Origin of the sequence: Paenibacillus typhae, from assembly GCF_900099765.1 — a bacterium.
Lineage (GTDB): Bacteria > Bacillota > Bacilli > Paenibacillales > Paenibacillaceae > Paenibacillus_AQ > Paenibacillus_AQ typhae.
In genome coordinates this window covers 1-18,163 of the sequence record NZ_FNDX01000001.1, presented here as the reverse complement: position 1 = coordinate 18,163, position 18,163 = coordinate 1, and the positions used below count along the sequence as shown (strand labels likewise).

Below are 18,163 nucleotides of genomic sequence, written 5' to 3'. Positions count from 1 at the left end.
TGCTGCTCTATTGTTTGTCTGTAATATACTGGTCCAGTCTGATTGCAATCGTAGCTGCTTCAGCACGGGTCAATACGCCGGCCGGGTTGATTTTACCGTCCACACCGCGGATGATGCCGTATTTGATGCTGAGTGCAATCGACTGCTGAGCCCATGCCGGAATGGAATCCTTGTCAGCATATGCTGCGAGAATTTGCGTTACCTCAGCTTCGCTTAGCGTCTCGCCGCCGGCGCTGATAACATTCAGGAGTCTGCCGACCATGGTCATTGCTTCCATCCGTGACAGGGTAGCCTGCGGTGCATATTGACCGCCGTTCTGGCCGGTTACGATACCCAGCTCAGTAGCGATCGATACGCTGCGGCTGTACCAGCTGTTCGCCGCCACATCCGAGAAATTCTGCTTACTGAACGGATTGTTCATCAGGCCTGCCACTCTCAGGAGAATCGTAGGCAGCTCTGCGCGGGTAACCTTGGACTGAGGAGCAAAGCTGTCAGCCGATTTACCCAACACAAACAGTTTACCGGAAGCGGCATTGATATCCTGCTGAGCCCAGAAGCCTGCGGCCACATCCTTGAATGCCTTCTTGTTGCTGATGAAGAACAGGCTTCCTTCGCCGGTCAGCTGTACATCTACAGCTGTGCTGTTGCTGTTCAGCTTCCAAGGGACTGTTGTCCAGTATCCGCTGGCATCCTTCAGAACCACTGCGGTAATCGCGCCGGCAGTAATGCCAGACGGAATGCCAACATTGGCTTGGAGGGCAGGAGCCCATTTGCCGGAAGGCAGATTGACGGCGACATGCACCCCTTCGCCCGCTCCCAGAACAGTGAAGTTCTGGACTGATGCGATTGTGGACATGGCTGTCTTATCAGCAGCAGTATTGCTTCCGATGCTGATCTGGAGCGGACCATTCAGTCGGGACAGATGCTCTGGTGTCAGGACAAGTGATCCGAACGGAACTTGGATAACCACTTTCTTCTTGGCTGTAACAGCCTGCTGCACAACGCTCTGATCAACAGTAATATCGAAGCCTGCAGCAGCTGCGTCTGTACTGCTGATTGTAATATCACCGCTGCCCTCTGCAGCTTTGCTGCTGTCCGTCAGGTGAATGACAGCTGTTGTTCCATTCCAGGCTGCTTCTGCATCCTGGCCGTTCAGCGTCACCTTAGGTGCGCCTTCCGGAGCCGGAGTCACTGGCAATGCCCCGCCACCGCCGCCACCGCCGCCTCCACCGCCGCCTGTTCCGCCAGGCTTGTTGGTGAAGATATTGGCATCCGTAATAGCTGCTGCCATTGCCAGCTTGTCCATAGATGTCCGCTTCGCAACGACGATCTCATCACCCGGCTTCACGAATATTGCGCCATCTGCCGGCAGGATCTTCCAGTCGCTCAGATCCGATCTAAACTCAGGAAGTACTGCATTCCCTCCGCTATAAACCTTGTACGCCAGTTGTTGTCCGGTCATATCACCGGAGTCGGAAACCACAATTCTCGTCTGGGTAGTATTCGTCCCTGCAGGCTCTGCAGAAATAACCAGACTGCCCAGCTTCACAGGCTCAGGTACTTCAACCGAAGCAACCGTGTAGCCCTGAATTGTTACTCCATCCGCTACTGTGTACTCCCCTGTAATCAGGCTAGAGCCGGTTGCCAGGGCTGTAACGGTAGTGGTGCGCTGCTGTGTTGCTTCATTAACCACGGTCTCCACATCAACCGAATCTCCGGATGCTACAGAGTAGGTGATTTTGCTCATGTCCTTTTGGCTTACTTCCACTTGCTTATACTTCGTCTTTCCGTTCTCGTCCTTGCCGTCGGCCACTTTAAGATAAGCCTTGGTAATGACGCTCTTCTCGCCAGGCTGCAGAGCAGGAACCTGCTCGAGAATCAGTGCCGAAGGAACATCAAAGCTTTCATTGGAGATGTTCACAACTGCTGAATTTTCATTGCCGGCACCGTCTGTAGCGGTAAATTGAAGTGCAACAGTCGGATCAGCCGATGAGACAGGCACTTGTGCATTAAAGGTGCCGTCCTCAGCAACCGGTACTACCGTGCTGCCTACTTTCAGCAGAGTTCCCTTTGTAGTAGTACCTGCAACAGTGATCTTGTTGCCCGAACCGTCGTTAACCGTTCTTGCCCCGGTCGCCGGCTGGTCAATGTAGAGCACAGGCGCAATGGTATCAACTGTCAGATAAAGCATCGTTACGGAAAGGTCCTTGGTTACTGTATTCGTTGCCCGCAGTTCTACAGCAAACGGTCCGTCTGTCTGGAACTTGGACAGCTTCAGCGTACCCTGGCTTCCGCTTGCGGTATTGCTGAGTGCTACCTTACCGATCGACTCTTCAGCGTAGAACGCTTCTACCGTTACATTCTTCTGATCCGAAGTAAACGTCAGTGTCTGTTCCGTTTGCTTGGTAAGCAGATTGATGTAATCACCGGTATTCTCCACGGTACCTTGGCCTGTCACATTCAGCTTAGGCTTAACAGGTACAGGAAGCAGCTTCTTCGCAGCAGCAATCCGGTCTGCGTAATGGTAATTCTGGTTTTTGTCATCAGCCTCGGTCGGAACAGTCGCTGCCGACACGCCGATTTCGTATTCATAGCCGACTTCAAGACCGACATACTTCACATCCTTCAGGTCCATCGTGGTGCCTTCCAGACTGCCCAGCTCCACAACATCTGATGTAGAGGTTGCGGACCAGCCGCCGATCAGAATGCCTTCATACTTGCCTGTTGCCGCATTCCAGTAAGGGGCAAGCTCGGCTTCCGTAAACAGGATTTCGCCGAAGTTGTCATAATCCTTCATTTCGCCGTCCTGAAGACGTTTCGCATCAATAATATAGCTGTGCTCATAACCGCTGTGTCCGGCTTTCTTTGCTCCCGGTTTGAAGGAAAGGGCAAACAGTCCGTTTCCTGCCGGTTCAACCTTCAGATCGCTGACGTTCTGCGGTGCATACGGATCAACAATCTCAAACTTCTGCACCGAAGTCTTCGTAGCGAAGGTAGCGCTGGATTTCAGCTCCGCACGCAGATAATAATTTCCTTGTCTCAGCAGTCCGCGGATATCCTCCGGATTGCCCATCAGCGTTACATTGGTTACGTCAATACTTGTACTACCGCTGGTTACTCCGCCGCTGACGCCGCCATTTTGGCCAACCGGTATATCCTTGGCGATGAGCAGACCCGGATCACCTGCTTCAAGCACGGGCTCTCCGTTGTCCAGCGTTGTTGTTTTCTTGGAGACGGCGTCCTGGGCCAGATACAGATTGATTGTATCCCCTTCGGCCGCATTCGCTACCTTCCAGGAAGCGTTGAACTTGTTCGCATTCGAGCTGTCCTTAGCCAGAACGATATCGTTCAGCTGCGGTGCAGTCGGTACGTTCAGCAGCTTGGTTTTGACCGGGGAAACCGCAGTCAGTGTCCATGTGCCGCCATTTACCTTATCTGCAGGTACGATGATATATGCTTTACGCACATCGACCTGGTCTTTTGAATTGGCTGCCGGAATGTACTGGGTGAACGCATTGGCAGTCGGGTCTGTATTCGTGTTGTCGAATTTAACCGGGAATACCTTGCCGCTTGCATCCTTCAGCGTGAATTCCGGACGATCCTTGGATTCATACTCCATTTCGATAACCGCATTACCGGTTACACCACCCATTGGAATTTCATGCACTCTGCCGCTGTTTTTAACCGTGATGCCGCCTACGCTGACGTTCAGTGAACCATTTTCAACGTATTCCACACCTTCGGCAACTTCGCGGTAGACAATTTCCTGATTCTCCTGCTCAGCTGCCGGAACAGCCGCTTCGGAGGTTGCTACGGTCTCAACACCCTGTCCGATAACCATCAGACGAGGTCCAAGCTCAGGGTCATCTACAACCAGATGAATGACGCCATCCGGAAGCTGGTCTGTCGAGGTTCCGAATTCAACCCCGCCGCCCCAGTAATAAGTGATTCCGAGCGAGATCAGCAGAATGCCGATGCTTCCCCATACCTTATCATTGTTGACTCCGAGGAACATGCTGGAAAGCGGCATACCGCCGACAATCGGCACATCATTAGGAATCTGGATTTTGGAGCCGATATAGCCTTCAAAATCGGTGCGGTTCTTCTCGAGGTTCTGCCCGACAAAAATCCCCGCTTTACCGATAATGATATCCCAGCCGCCGATATCCATCTCTGCCTGCACACGCACGAACCAAGGGGTGACCCACTGGGCTTCGAGCAGCGCTTTGGTCAGCATCGGCAGCTTGTCATCATCTTCCGGCTCTGCCATCGTGGAGAAATCCATCTTGCCTTCCACTTTCAGTCCGGTCCGTTTCACTGTAAGATCGACATCTCCGAAGAAGTAAGCCGGAGCCATACCGAAGCGTAAGCTTACTCCGGCTGACACAGTCAGCGGGAATGGATCATCCTTGCTTCCGCCGGCAATGGTATCCGCAAGCTCGCGGACCGCACCGCGGATTCCTGTCAGGTACGTGGCACCGGTGATCAGAATACCCGGAGAAGGAAGTCCTGCTCCAAAGGCAATGACATCCGGCAGAATCCGGCCGTCTCTAACCTTTTTAAGGGACAGCTCAACCGATACTTCAAGCATGTTCTTGAGCTGGGCATCAAAGGCCAGCCCGTACTGGTTCTCTACCGGCTCTCCGCCGATATCCTGGACAAAGTGGGTGACGGTAATTTCACCGCTTGGGCTTGCCGGACCGTCGTCATCCTTTTTCTTGGCGCCTTCCTTCTTGGGTCCGAATAAGCCAACTTCCTCACCCAAGTCGAATTTGAGGGCCGCGTCAATGCCGACAAAACCTTTATCATTGAACACCACGTTGTTGATCTCTGCATTAATGATCTTCATCGACAGGGAGCCGCCGAAGGAAATCCCGCCTTCTCTTAACATAAAGTCATTAAAAGAAAGTCCGAAGCCGTCAATCGAGAAGCTCGGCGCTGCGAACAGCGACTGTCTGTTGAAGTATACATCCTCGATCATTACCTGACGCAGCGGATTCAATCTGTCGCCCACGCCCCCGACTGCCCATTTCAGGCTGCCGTTCTGGGTATCATCTTCGGGGTTCGTGTTTTCTTCTTCCTCTTCTTCTTCTTCCTCATCATCACCTGAGCCGGCCGATGGAAGGTTAAAGTTCTCATCACCCAGCGACTTGTTGAAGCCGTTGAAGAAATCCAGCGTCCATTCCCCTTTATGGAAAATAAAACCGCTGCTTGCCACGCTCAGTGTTCCGTCCCCTTTGATGAACAGGGTATCCAGGAACGGCATGTCATCTGACTGTGTTGTTCCGAAGATGTCCAGCTTACCGCGGACAAACGCCAGATCTTTACCTGTATAAGCTACAGCATCATTAATAATGGCCGGTTCAGTCTTTGTATCTACAATAACCTGCTCGTCAGCCTTGGAGCCGACCTGCTTGATCATCCCGCGGATGACAACAACCACTTCGCGGTCAATTTCCTCTTCCTCTGCTTCTGCCTCGAATTCCTCCAGCTCTTCCTCGGAGTCAAACAGCCTGTAGTTGTAGAGAGGTGTTTCTTCAAGCGCTTCATCATCCATGAATTCACTCAGCTCGAACTCCGGATCAACAGCCTTGCTGGCCATGCCGATTACGGCTTTGGTCTTCTTGTACTCTGTTACTGCGTTATAGAGGAACGCCCCATCTTCAAACGGCTCGTCCGGGAACAAACTGTTCAGATCATCCAGCAGATCTCCGCTTACAGATGATCCGTTTGCGATGCCGCTGACATCCACCAGCTGCTTATATACGACCATAATGCCGGCTTCACGGATCCGTGATTCGTCATTGTCGGATACGATAATGGTCTGTTCGGTGGTGATGTCATACATGGAGGCAATTTCCTCGTCACCGCCGGCATCGCCCTTGTAGTCAATCTCCACCTGGTATTCACCGAGCGGAAGCTCAGGTCCGAGGCCTTCTTCGATTACATTGCCGGCCTCATCCACTTTATCTCCGCCGCGGTAAGTGATTCTCATATCACCGGACATTCCGTCATCAGTCGGCTGCATAACAACCGCATCCTGTACATTAACCTTGTAGCGTTCACCGGTCACTGTCTCTTTCAGATACAGATCAAAGTTAGGCGCTGTCGTCTCGTTACCTGTATTGTAGGCTTCGATGTTTGACAGGTTGACGGTCATATACTTCACGTCTGTGCTGTACAGCTCATCAGGAGACATTCCATATACATAGGTCGGTGTTGCCTCACCTACAGGCGGCAGCAAGATGAAGTTCGATTTGTTCGACTCATATTGCGCCTTGATGCTTTCATCCGCTACACCCTCAATCTCACTTTGGGTCTCCGGACTGCGTGCTGTAATCATATATTCGCGGGTAGTAGGCCACGGTCTGCCTTTAGCCTGCACCTTGAACGATGCGGCAATCGTATCACCCGGCTTGTACTTCGGCTGGATACCCTGCTCCGCTTCTTCGGGCGAAGCCGTTTTCTTGAATTCCAGCGTCCGGCTTCGCGTATTCTCAAGCACCGCATTGCCGTTCGCATCTCTTACGACGTTCCCTTTACTGTCAAGTCTGACGAAGTTCAGCCCGCTTTCGAGCGTAAGCTGCACTTCGATCTTGGAATGCTCCATGTTAAAAGCGGCCAGATTCTCTACCTCTGCAGTGATATCGAAAATACCCTCATCCCTGTAGGCACTGTCATCCTCAAGAGTCGCCAGCTGCTGAATCTGATCTACATAGCGGATCGATAATACTTTATCCGGAGCAATGATTTCCCCGAGGCCGTAAATGGTCTCGAAGCTCTGGGAACCGCCGGCGGCAATCTTGTCCGGGTTCCAGTAGAAGGCGACTGCAGAGTCGGCACTTCCGTAATCATTGGTGTCGCGGGTGAAATCCAGATTCGGATTCACCTTGTAATCCCATTTCGTGTTGGCCAGCCCGTTCCAGTGGCCGACAATCATCTCATCAACAATGTTGATATTCTGCTCGGCAATATTGTTGAAGCCGTAGGCGACAACATTCGTCGCCTGCGGATTGGTCAGGTCCAGCTTGTCACGCATAACCCAGTAGGAAGGAAGCTTGTAGAGCGCGGCATCCTCTTCAGGAATACCTGCTGCCCGCGGGTCATGCACCAGCTTTCTTTCTACCATCAGCGGAGCCTGGTAGGCAGTGCCGATCTGGAACAGCGGCCCGTCATTGGCGCCGACCATTGTATCCAGCAGGATCCGGCTGCCGACCTCAACGACAGCCCCGCTCTTGTTATTGACTTCATAGCGGATATTGATATTACCGGAATTCACCATATCCTTGCTGTCGGTGTAGAGCATCAGGATCTGCTTGATCTCTACGCCTTTGATTTTCCACAGCATTTCGAGCTGCTTGGTTCCGTTTGAGTTCTCTACAATCTTTGGTGCTGTGGTTTCGGAATAAAACTTGCTGTCGAACTTGTATTTGTTGCCGTAGATATAATCTGTTCCGTCAATCCGGAACGTCGTAAACGACGTTTCCGGATCATCTCCCTGGAACAGCAGGTTCGTATTCTGGTCTTTTTTGCGTATTGGCTGGCCTTCAATGGTACGGACGCCGTACCGGCCTGTTGCATTATCCACGGTCACCTTGATGAAATCATTCTGAATCGTGGTTGTGTTAGTTGCTTTAGCCGCATCCGCCAGGGCATGCAGGCTCTCTGATGTGGACAGGAATACCATCACAAAGGAGAGCATCATCGCACACGTTTTTTTAAGCAGCTTCACCTATAATCCCCCTGTTCATAGTTCATTTCTAGTTCGTGCTGCTGACGAAGAAGGTCGCATACTCACGGTCGCGCTCCTGCGTTCTCACGATAATTGTGTACCAGCCGGCTTTCGGGAAAGTAACCTTGTACTGTCCGCTCACAAGCTGATCATAGGTGATTTTGGTAGCGATGGTTTTCATTTGCCCTTCGCGGTAAAGTCCTGACTGATACATCAGATCGAAGGTACCCCACTCATTCACTTTGTCAGCGCCTGAAACCTTCATTGTGTTGTAGCCGCTGATCTTGAAGGTAATGGTATTGCTGCTGAACAATGCGGATTCTCCGGAGGAAGCTGAAATCAGTGTGTCGTCTCCGAAGATAAGCAGTCCGCCGTCCTTCACGACAATAACATCCTGCGTTGCCACGGTTTTGTTGCCGACCTGGTCAGTTGCAGTGTAAGTAACCTGCTGGCGGCCAAGCTTCGTCAGATCAAGACCGGTGATCGCCACCTTCACATTCGCTGCCGCCGATACGTTATCGGAGACGGTGTAGCCGCCGAGATCAACGGCGAAGTTAAAGTTCTGCTTGTTCTGGGCAATGCCGACGGCACTCTTTTTCAAGGTGAGCTCAGGTGCCGTGTTATCCAGACCTTTTACAGTAACCGGAATTTTGCTCGAATTGCCGAGCAGGTCGGAGATCGTCATTACCGTTGAACCCGCACTTTCAAACTCTCTCGAGTAAGTGAATGTACCGTCTGCCGCACTGATTTTGTTCGTGTAGCTTGCGCCCGACTGAATCGGCTTGAGTCCCGAAAACACCATATTCGGTGCTGTCGTCTTGCCGGATACCGTCACTTTCACCTTGCCCTGTGCGTACTCCTGTCCCCCGATCGTAACGATCTTGCTGTCTGGAACTGCTTTACCAGCAGCATCTACGAACGTATAAGTGATTTTATCCGCATCCGGCGCTGTGTTCAGGATATTGGTTACGGTCTCTTTAATTACAGTCGTATTACCGAACTGGTCAGCTACGGTAAAGGAAGCTACACCATTCTCTTTCATTGATACGGTCTGGTTCTGGCTGGTGATGAAGATCTGCTTCGCAGAGTTATCCGCCTTCTGCACTTCCAGCGTTACTCCGGAGGAGAGCACCACATTGCCGTTGCTGTCCTTAATTGTGCCGAACGCCTGGCTGCCATCAGCCCCGTACTGGTACGAGCGGACAATTTTTACCTTAGGTGCTTCTTTGTCAATATTGTTCACTGTGGCTACCGCTGTGCCGGTGTTGCCTGCGGCATCCTTGAATTCAAAGGTAAACGAGCCGTTCTCCGTAAAGGTATAAGAGCTCTTGCCGTTGTTGTTCGTAATAATAATCGGTTCTGACGGATCGACCAGCTGAGCCGTAACATTGCTGTTCGTCAGTGCTGTGAACGGATATTCTACGGTTGCCATCGGCGCCGTTCCATCCACATTCTTAACGACAACATACAGGGTGTCTGTACGCTCGGCATCATTAAGATCGATCAGATCAAAGCTGTAGAAGCCGTTCTCTTTGACATTAAAGGTATTGCCTGTGCGTACCGGTACGGTTGGATTCACCTTTCCGACAATAACCTTGACACCTGCAGGAACCGCCACTTCAATATTGGCACCGACAGTGGCATTCACCGGGCTGGTAGTATTCATGCTGGCGAGTGCATATACCGGAGCATCTTCCGGCATCTGGGCCGGTATTTTCAGCTTGGCAGCGTCGCTGATCTTGCCGCCCGGCGTTCTGTATTTCACCATGACTTCCAGGAATGCAGGATTACCTGTAGGCACCTTAACCGATACAAAGTTCGTGTAAGGCTTCCAGTTCACCCAGCTGGCTCCGTTATCCGGCGAAATGGAATATTCATAGCCTGCTTTATCCTCTGTGTCGAGGCTCAGCTTCACAATGGCGGTATAACCGTCTTCCTCGTCACCGGACAGGTACAGGAGTGCAGACTCGGCAGCTGCCGGAGGTGCATCTTTATCTCCGCTCGCCGAAACCTTGAAGCTTTCAGGCGTGTGAGAGACGACACTGTTGCCTGCTCCGTCAACGGACCAAACATACAGGATGTAATCGGCTACTTCACCCGGCTTCAGATCCTTGCCGGTAATTTCAACGGCTCCGCCAAGCGGAAGGTCAGTCCATCCCTGGGAAACCGCATCCGGTGCAGGAGCATCCGCTTTGACCCATTGGTATTTCGTTTTCGCGCCTGTCTTGCTGTACAGCTCGGAAACAGTAACACTCAGCGACTGCTTAGGCAGCGGATAATTAACGCCGTTCTTGCTGTAGGTTACTGATGACGGCTCATTATCAAAATAATAGGCTTTGGAGTAGTAATACGCCTTGTCGCCCTGCTTCACAATTAAATGCACATACTGCACACCATTCTTGGTGGCATCGGCCGGAATCAGATAGGTGAGCTTCTCAGCCTCTTCTTCTGCCGCCAGCAGCATGGCTGCCTGATCTGCTCCCTCTGTCAGCTCAGCATCCGCAGACGGCGATGCTTCCGGTGCGGCAGTTGGGGCCGGCGTTGCCGAAGCTTCAGGAGCTGGTGTAGGTGTAGCCTCCAGTGTATTGACAGCCACTTGCTTAAAGCTGCCTGTATTCAGCAGGCCAACGGACAGCAGCTTCATCATTGCCGCCGGACCGGCCACTGCGCCGACTGCAGGTTCTACAGCCGGATCGGCTGCGGGTGTTGGTGCCGGAGTGATCTCCGGTCCGTTTCCTCCGCTGCCTTCAGCTGGAGCAGGTGTCGGTGTTGGCGTTGCTTCTGCTCCGCCGCTGCCCGCTTCAGCTGATGAAGACGGTGAAGGTGATGGCGATGCTTCCAGAAGCGATTTTTTCCCCGTCATTTCTGCCGGCTCCAGTGCTGTAAATTCACTGTCGCCAGCCGGATGATTGGAGCTGCCGGTAATGGCATATCCGACAAAGTCCGGTGTAATGCCTCCAATGCTGAACATTACATCATGACTTTGCACATAGTTAGGGTTGGACGGTGGTGTAAATTCGGCAGGCATGCTGTCCTGTGAATTCACAGTAACCGTCTTGTTATACGCCACATCCGTAATTTCATTGCCGGCTTTATCAGCCGCCTTAAGGTAGAGCCAGTAGCTGCCATCCTCAAAAACATCCTCGTAGGTTGACTGGGTTACTGTTGTGCCATTGTAGTTGGCTGGCTTCCAGTCGACATCCGCAGGCTGATTGCCGTCTTTGACCCACTGGTACTTCACGGTATCGATTCCGCTGTGCGGATCAGATACAAGGGCTGTAATCTCAACACTGTTAGAGTTGTCGTTACTCGGAGTACCATTAGCAATGGAAGGAACCTGATTATCCAGCTTCAGGATACCTACGTTATGAGTCCAGTTGGAATCATCCTTCTTAAAGTAGTCCAGCTTCCATACATTTGTGTCGCCGTATTGTCCTACAGCAACCAGTGCCTTGTTATCGGCGTACAGGATTTTTTCATCTTCAGTGCCCGGAGCCTCTGCAAGCCAGGCCTTGTACTGCTCATCATGCTCTCTGACATATTGCTGCTTCAGCTCGTACTGCTTCAGCTCACGCGCTGAATCCCAGGTCATGTCTGCAGTCCATGTGTGCAGATACCACTCTCCGCTGTTCTCGGAGGTAAAAGCTTCTGCCGGAGGTGCCAGCAGGTTGGTTTTGTTATTGGCAACCTGGAGCTTGATATCCTGGAACTCATTCGGATACAGTTCCTCAGAAGGCTGCTTCGCAGACAACGCATAGCGTTTAAGCGCAGCATAGTTATCTTCCGCTACAGTGGCGAACGGATCTGCCGGACTCTGGCTCCACAGGTAGTACACCAGGCCGACCGACGGTGATGCCGAGCCGGTCATATTTGACGGGCGGTAAATCCCCCGGCTTGGTCTGTCAAGGCCGCGGTCTGCAGCAATCGGATCCAGACTTGGAACTTTGACCGCAGGATCGTTAGCATCTATCGTAACTTTTCCTTTTTTCTGATAAGTTGTATTGCTGCCTCCGCCGGTTTCATAACGGTAGCCGATAATAGGCAGCGTGTTGTCGATGGACAGGTTAGCCCAGTCGATCTTGGAGTTCACCAGCGACGTATCACCGTCCACATGCTCGCCGTCATAGTTGGCCGGCTGGAACAGCAGGTTACCTGCATAGTCCTGAATAACATTGATGTCGGTATTGTCGCCCTTCGAATCATGCGAAAGTGCGATTACCTTAAGCAGCGGCGCCTCTACCTCCTTACCACCAGGCACGGTCATCCGGAACGTCCAGTTCTTTGTATTGGAACCGCCGGTGTAATAAGCCTTCATGCCGTTGTTAAAGCGCAGGAAGGTTTGTGCAGTAACCCAGCCTTTTTTAACAACGGCTTCTTCGGTCATTTGCACGGTAAAATCAATAACATCGCCTTCGTTAAGCGTCACCCCGGTCAGAATTTCCGGCTGGATGCCGTTACCGACCTTGGTATACTTCGGCCGCACCGCATCGACAATGACGCGGTAGCCGCCGCTCTTATAGTTGAACGGATCGACTGTCTTGCCCTGTACATTCGGCAAGCTCGCTGAGCTGCCGGCATTCGGGAAGCTGATCGTTGCCATATTACCCGCCGCATCTGCAAGTCCTGCTGCCGTGAATTTCTCCTGCATGGTCTGTTCCATTGGAGGATTGTTCGGGGTTGTCCCTGCAATCTTCGGCTCCACCGGAAGGTTTCCGCTCTGGGAGTATTCGTTCGGGCTGTAGGAGAAGGCGATTTGGTTATACAAGGAAGCGAGATTGTTATCGTTGTTTCCTCTGTTGAAGTAAGTAATGTTCTCCAGATACTGCATCTGCCCCGCCCCGGGAAGTCCTGTTCCCGCCGGATTCATAAACAACGGATGCCGGAGGAAAAATTCAGAGTTGCTGGCAACCAGCGAGGTCGGCTTAACCGGCTCTGTGAAATTGTAAGCAACCGTAACATTTTCGTTCTTTTTCACATACAGCTCAGTCTGGTTAATCGTTGTATTCTCACGGGTCGCACCGTTACCGGTGAAGGTGTAGTCTTTCAGCACCGGGCGCTGCAAATCTTGGAAATTAAAATATAGCCCGCGTACACCTACACCCTCTCCATCCATTGATCCCTCTCCATAAAGCCATACGTGAATTACTGAATTAGGATTAATAATAGCTGTTGCAGATTTATTGTATTTTTGTTCATTACCGTCATCAGTATTTTCATGAATAACCGTTCTACCATCGATACTGATTCTTATCTCAGATTCACGTGAACCACTGAAAAATTTATAGTGACGTCTTAAAATATTGAATCCTGTGAGTACTTCTGCATGACCGCTTTTTGCCATCTCACGTAGAATCGGGTTATCTGCAACTCGAATCTCAAATTGGACCGTTGCTTCATCACTTCCATCTCCGGCAAAAATATCTCCACTTGCCCAATCATAGCTGGCATCCTTATCCGTCTCAGTCTGTCTGAACCCTTCTACCTGATTGTTATAGAAGTTAATAAATGTGTTGGTCGCACTGTAGGACAGATTTCCTATGCGCGCCCCGCTCTTAAAGACCACTTCAATGTCTTTTGCCGCAGCCTGCACTCGCCCTGTCCACATATCAGGTATCAAAGACAGCAGCATAATAATCGTCAGACTTAATGCGGTGTATTTCTTCGCTTTCCTGCTCATCAGCAATTCGATGCTCCCCCTTATTGTTTCATCATTCTAAGTCCGCCGTCCTACAAGAATAGTTGGTGTTTAGTCTCTTTTACCTTGTGTCTGCACGCTCTCTCCTTTCGGCTCCCTTACGACGGACAAGAATGATTAGCTTCTTAATACCTATTTTTTCATATCTAAAATTCATTCTAGCAGGGAGCTCTAAACAAACTCTTAACAAATCTCGACAAAATACTGTTTCAGCGGGGTTAAAAGGGGGTAAAATGCATGAAAGTGCGTATTTTTTTCTTTTTTACTAAATCTTTTTTATTTTTTTCGACTATTTCACTTAGAAAAGTATCGAATACGACTATAGAAAACAAAAAAAAAGCCCGGACGTAATTATTGTCCAAGCCGGGAATCCGTTAGATTTTTTTGGGGTCTTTAAATTATAAAACGAAAATTAGTCAGTGAAATTAATAACTGTTGAATTAGCATGATAGCCCTCTAACTGCGCAATCCTCCATAATCTCTCTACTCCGTTGCCTCCAATATTTATCCCGAAAAATTGCGGGTCTAGGAACAACTCCTGTTTATTTGTACTGCTTGTTAATGAAAGCCTCAAGGTATCACAAACCATTTCACTATCGCTATCAATAAGAATAAAAAATTCAATTTGACTAATGTTGTTATCAATCAAACTGTTATCTAAAAGTAGATCAGTAACAACTGATTTCACTGGAATGGCATCTTCAACCTCTACCTTGACTTTAAAAGCAGGAACCGTTGTAATCAATATTTTTGAATACTGCTCGATAGCTTCAAATTTCAGGAGCTGATTTCCAAGCTCAAAAAACAGGAGGCTTCTATTTGGTACAAACTCAGCGACATCATTTTCGCTGTCCGGCGGTAAAACCACCCCTGTAGTGTAAATATTTCGGATGCAATTATTTTTTACTATACTTATAAATTCATCTAAATGTATCAAAACCCTTCTCCCCCTTCATCCCTACCACACGGCCACCCAGCAACAGAGAAGCTTCCATCAGATTGAGCCCCTGCCTAAAATGCCCTGTTGCCCCACACAAAAACCAGCTGACCGCCAACCCGCAGAACAGAATCCATCCGCTTAACATAACTCTAAACCAGACTATCATATATGCCCCCAAGGAATATGAATAAATCCGAATTTCTGTTTTTTTACCAGTGTTCTAATATCATGATGCAAAATAATCTACCACAAGCCTCTGAACAATCTCTGAAACTCCTTATTTTTTTTCTCCCGCAAAAAAAAAGCCAACCGCTCCCGATTGGCTTCCCCTCTACCCTCTATATAAAATATTACTTCGCCACCGCACCCCGGTTAATCGCCTTGCCCACCTGCTCCAGAATCGCGGACATCGAAGCCGGGTCTTTTACATCATAGTCGTCGATATTCAGGCGCAGCACCGGACAGGCGCTGAACTCGTTGATCCACTGGGAATAACGTCCGTGCATATGCTCCCAATAGGAGACATCCGTCTGGATTTCCATCTCGCGGCCGCGTTCATTGATCCGGGTGAGGATCGACGGCAGGCTGCCTTCGATATAGATCAGCACGTCTGGATGCGGGAAATACGGCGTCATCACCATCGCCTCATACAGGCTGGTATATGTGTCATAGTCGGTCTTGGACATAGTGCCTTGATCGGCATGCATTTTGGCAAAAATGCCGGTGTCCTCATAAATCGAACGGTCCTGCACAAAGCCGCCGCCCAGCTCGAACATCTTTTTCTGCTCCTTGAACCGCTCCGCCAGGAAGTAAATCTGCAGATGGAAGCTCCACCGCTCAAAATCATGATAGAACTTCTCCAGGTAAGGGTTGTGGTCAACCTGCTCCAGCGAGGTCTGGAAGTTCAGCCGCTCCGCCAGCGCTCCGGTCAGCGTCGATTTGCCGACCCCCACCGTTCCGGCTACGGTAATAATCGCGTTCTCCGGAATGTTGTATGTGTTCATTTCATAAGCTCCTTTAATTGTGCGGCGATGGTGTGGTAATCCTCCTGATTTTCCACAAAATCAACCTTATTCCCGTCAATAGTAACGATCGTTGTCGACGGCTCGCGGACCGCCAGCTGGGCCATGGCATCGTCGTAATCCTCGATCAGCTGCTGCAGATAAGCCTTGGAAATTTCCTCCTCGAACGGACGGGCACGCTTGGCGATTCTCGCCAGCAGTGTATCCAGATCTGCCCTGATATATAAAATGATGTCCGGCTTCGGCAGATCATCGGTGAGCACATGGTAAATTTCACGGTATTTGTCCCGCTTCGTACCCTTCAGCGTCCGTTCGCTAAAAATCAGATTTTTATAAATATGATAATCCGAGATAACCGGTTTCCCTTTCACTATGTACTCGGTCACGGTATCTTCAAGCTGCTTGTAACGGTTGCAGAGAAAGAACATCTCGAGCTGGAAGCTCCAGTCATCCATATTCTGATAGAACTTGTCCAGGAATGGATTCTCTTCAACAATCTCTTTAATTACCGGAAGCTCAAGCTCAGCTGCCAGCATGGTAGCAAGGGTGGTTTTTCCGGCCCCGATCGGGCCTTCCACTGCAATAAAAGGTGCATGTTTCATTAACGCTGATTTCCTCCTCAGATACGGACAAAACTAAAAAAACAGACTAGGATATTGTATCACAGGTCAGCCGACAATGAGCGACATTTTTCTGCAGAAACTTTTTATGGGGATAGCGCGTCTAAATGTAAGTTAATGGAATTCGAATACTAAGGAGAGCTCTTATGAAAAAATGGACAAAATTGCTCGGCCTGGCGCTAAGCCTGGCTGCTGCAGCCGGCTTTCCAGCCTCCGGCAACGGAGCAGCGGCTGCGGCGGCCGACACAACCGCTGCTGTTACCAGTATCGCCGACTACGGGCCGGATCACCTGATCAAAACGGACGGCAGCCTCTGGGTCTGGGGCGACAGCCGCTCGGTGCCTACACGTGTGCCGGGACTTGCTGAGGTTAAAGCTTCCTTCGGTCTGGCCGGGGGCGGAGGGCTTGCCGTTAAGCAGGATCACTCCGTCTGGCAATGGCAGACCAACACCAAGACCTTAGCTATTGAAACACTGCCGGTAGCAGAAATGACGAATCTGACCGGTCTTTCCATGGTGCAGGGTACATACCTGGCTGTAAGCGGGGCCGGTGCGGTCTATCAGGCAGCGTTACCGGACGACGGTACCTCGCGGGTCTCCTTCTCCCCTGTTAACGGAATAGATGGAGTAACTGCTGCGGGGGGTTATTTTGAGGATAATGAGCAAGGCGCCTGGAAAAGATTCCTGTTCCTGAAGCAGGACGGGACGGTCTGGACCTCAACCGATCAGCTTACCTCCTTCCAGCCTGTCCGGAAGCTGAGCGGCATCATCCAGCTGGAGAATAACTTCGCGCTTGCCGGAGACGGCACGGTCTGGACCTGGCCCGTCGAGTCGATTTATAATCCGGTTGCCGGCAGCGATGTAATGAATCCGGTACCTGTAACCGGACTGAAGGATATCCGTATCCTTCGTGATAACGGGCGCAGCACACTTGCCATCGACAATAGCGCTAACCTCTGGTTCCGGGGAATGACCATTACCGGCAGCTCCGACGGCACAACCTTCCATGAGCAGACGGTACCGCTGCGCTTCACCGGAATCAGAAATGTAACGAACGCCTATATTATGGAACGATCTATCGTAGCTTTAACAGCGGACGGCAAGGTATACACAACCTCCATCGAAGAAGAAACGATTACTGCAGATGCAGTGTTCACCTTGCTGGCCTCCAATATTACTTCCATAAAGGGCGGCGGGCGCCACATCATTATGCAAAAGAGTGACGGCACCCTCTGGGGCTGGGGCGTCAACAAAAACGCTCAGCTCGGCTACGCTAACTATGATTTCAACTTTGACCAGCCGGTGCCTATGCAGAAGCCGATAGCCGTTACGCTGAACGGAGAGCCGGTCAATCTGACGAATGGTGTGATTACCCGCGGCGGCCAGAACTTCGTTCCCTTGCGGTCGCTATTTGATAAACTGGGAGCCATCGTTGCCTATAAAGAGAACCATACGATCACTCCCAACAGTAACGGCGGTACAGCTTCCAAGGTTGAGAAAATAGTAACCATCACCCGAACCGCCGTGAGTAAACCGTCTCTCTCTATCTCCATTAATACCGTAAGCGGGGAGACAATAGTCAACGGTACTGCAGTCACCCTCGCCAGACCGCCGTTTATTGTGAACGGTACAATCTATCTCCCGCTGCGCTTTATCAGCGAGCAGCTCGGCGCCACCGTCAACTGGCTGCCGCAACAGGAGGAAATTGCGATTAGTATGAAGTGATGCAGCCTTGCTCTGATGTAGCTATGGTGCGGCTATGGTGCAACTATGGTGCAACTATGGTGCAACTAAGGTGCAGCTAAAGTGCAGCTAAAGTGCAGCTAAACAATAGTGTCTCCACTCAAAGAGCCCCGTGTCCCGCCTAATAGGCGGTGATGCGGGGCTGTTTTTTTCATCCTTATGTAAAATATGCTTCAAGGGGGTGCTATAACTGCACTTTCTGCAACTATTCAGCGCGAAAAGAGGCTATTTTTCATTTTAACTGCAGTCTGGAGACAATTTCATAAACATTTTTTACCATGAAATAATCGTACCTTTTTTCGTGTTTGATGAGCATTAATGTCACAACAACAGTTATTTCCGAACAATAAATGATTTTCGCTATAAGATTGTGCGTGTAAATATGGTGATATTTGAATTATGAAATTGTCTA

General features: G+C 50.5%; 6 protein-coding genes. 1 reads left to right on the top strand and 5 read right to left on the bottom strand.

Annotated features, from left to right (window positions below; genetic code table 11):
• Positions 1 to 7: 7 nt before the first annotated feature.
• The 5 genes from BLR64_RS00035 to BLR64_RS00010 all read right to left on the bottom strand — a co-directional run bounded on the left by BLR64_RS00035 (position 8) and on the right by BLR64_RS00010 (position 15,991).
• Positions 8 to 7,732, bottom strand: a complete 7,725-nt coding sequence (locus BLR64_RS00035; RefSeq protein ID WP_090711000.1) for an S-layer homology domain-containing protein — start codon at positions 7,730 to 7,732, stop codon at positions 8 to 10.
• Between the two features lie 28 nt (positions 7,733 to 7,760).
• Positions 7,761 to 13,415, bottom strand: a complete 5,655-nt coding sequence (locus BLR64_RS00030; RefSeq protein WP_090710998.1) for a hypothetical protein — start codon at positions 13,413 to 13,415, stop codon at positions 7,761 to 7,763.
• Positions 13,416 to 13,839: 424 nt separating this feature from the next.
• Positions 13,840 to 14,364 carry a hypothetical protein gene (locus BLR64_RS00025; RefSeq protein WP_090710996.1) on the bottom strand — a complete coding sequence of 175 codons (525 nt, stop codon included), beginning with the start codon at positions 14,362 to 14,364 and terminating at the stop codon, positions 13,840 to 13,842.
• A 353-nt stretch (positions 14,365 to 14,717) separates the two neighbouring features.
• A complete protein-coding gene (locus BLR64_RS00015; protein ID WP_090710991.1) occupies positions 14,718 to 15,371 on the bottom strand; it encodes a deoxynucleoside kinase in 654 nt (217 codons plus the stop codon).
• On the bottom strand, positions 15,368 to 15,991 hold the full coding sequence (locus BLR64_RS00010) for a deoxynucleoside kinase (protein WP_068725385.1): 624 nt from the start codon (positions 15,989 to 15,991) through the stop codon (positions 15,368 to 15,370). Before BLR64_RS00010 ends, BLR64_RS00015 begins: the two co-directional genes overlap by 4 nt.
• Before the next feature lie 164 nt (positions 15,992 to 16,155).
• Between BLR64_RS00010 and BLR64_RS00005 the strand changes: the two genes are divergently transcribed.
• Positions 16,156 to 17,733: a stalk domain-containing protein gene (locus BLR64_RS00005; RefSeq protein WP_090710988.1), complete on the top strand. Its 1,578-nt coding sequence runs from the start codon at positions 16,156 to 16,158 to the stop codon at positions 17,731 to 17,733.
• The last annotated feature ends 430 nt before the right edge of the window (positions 17,734 to 18,163 follow it).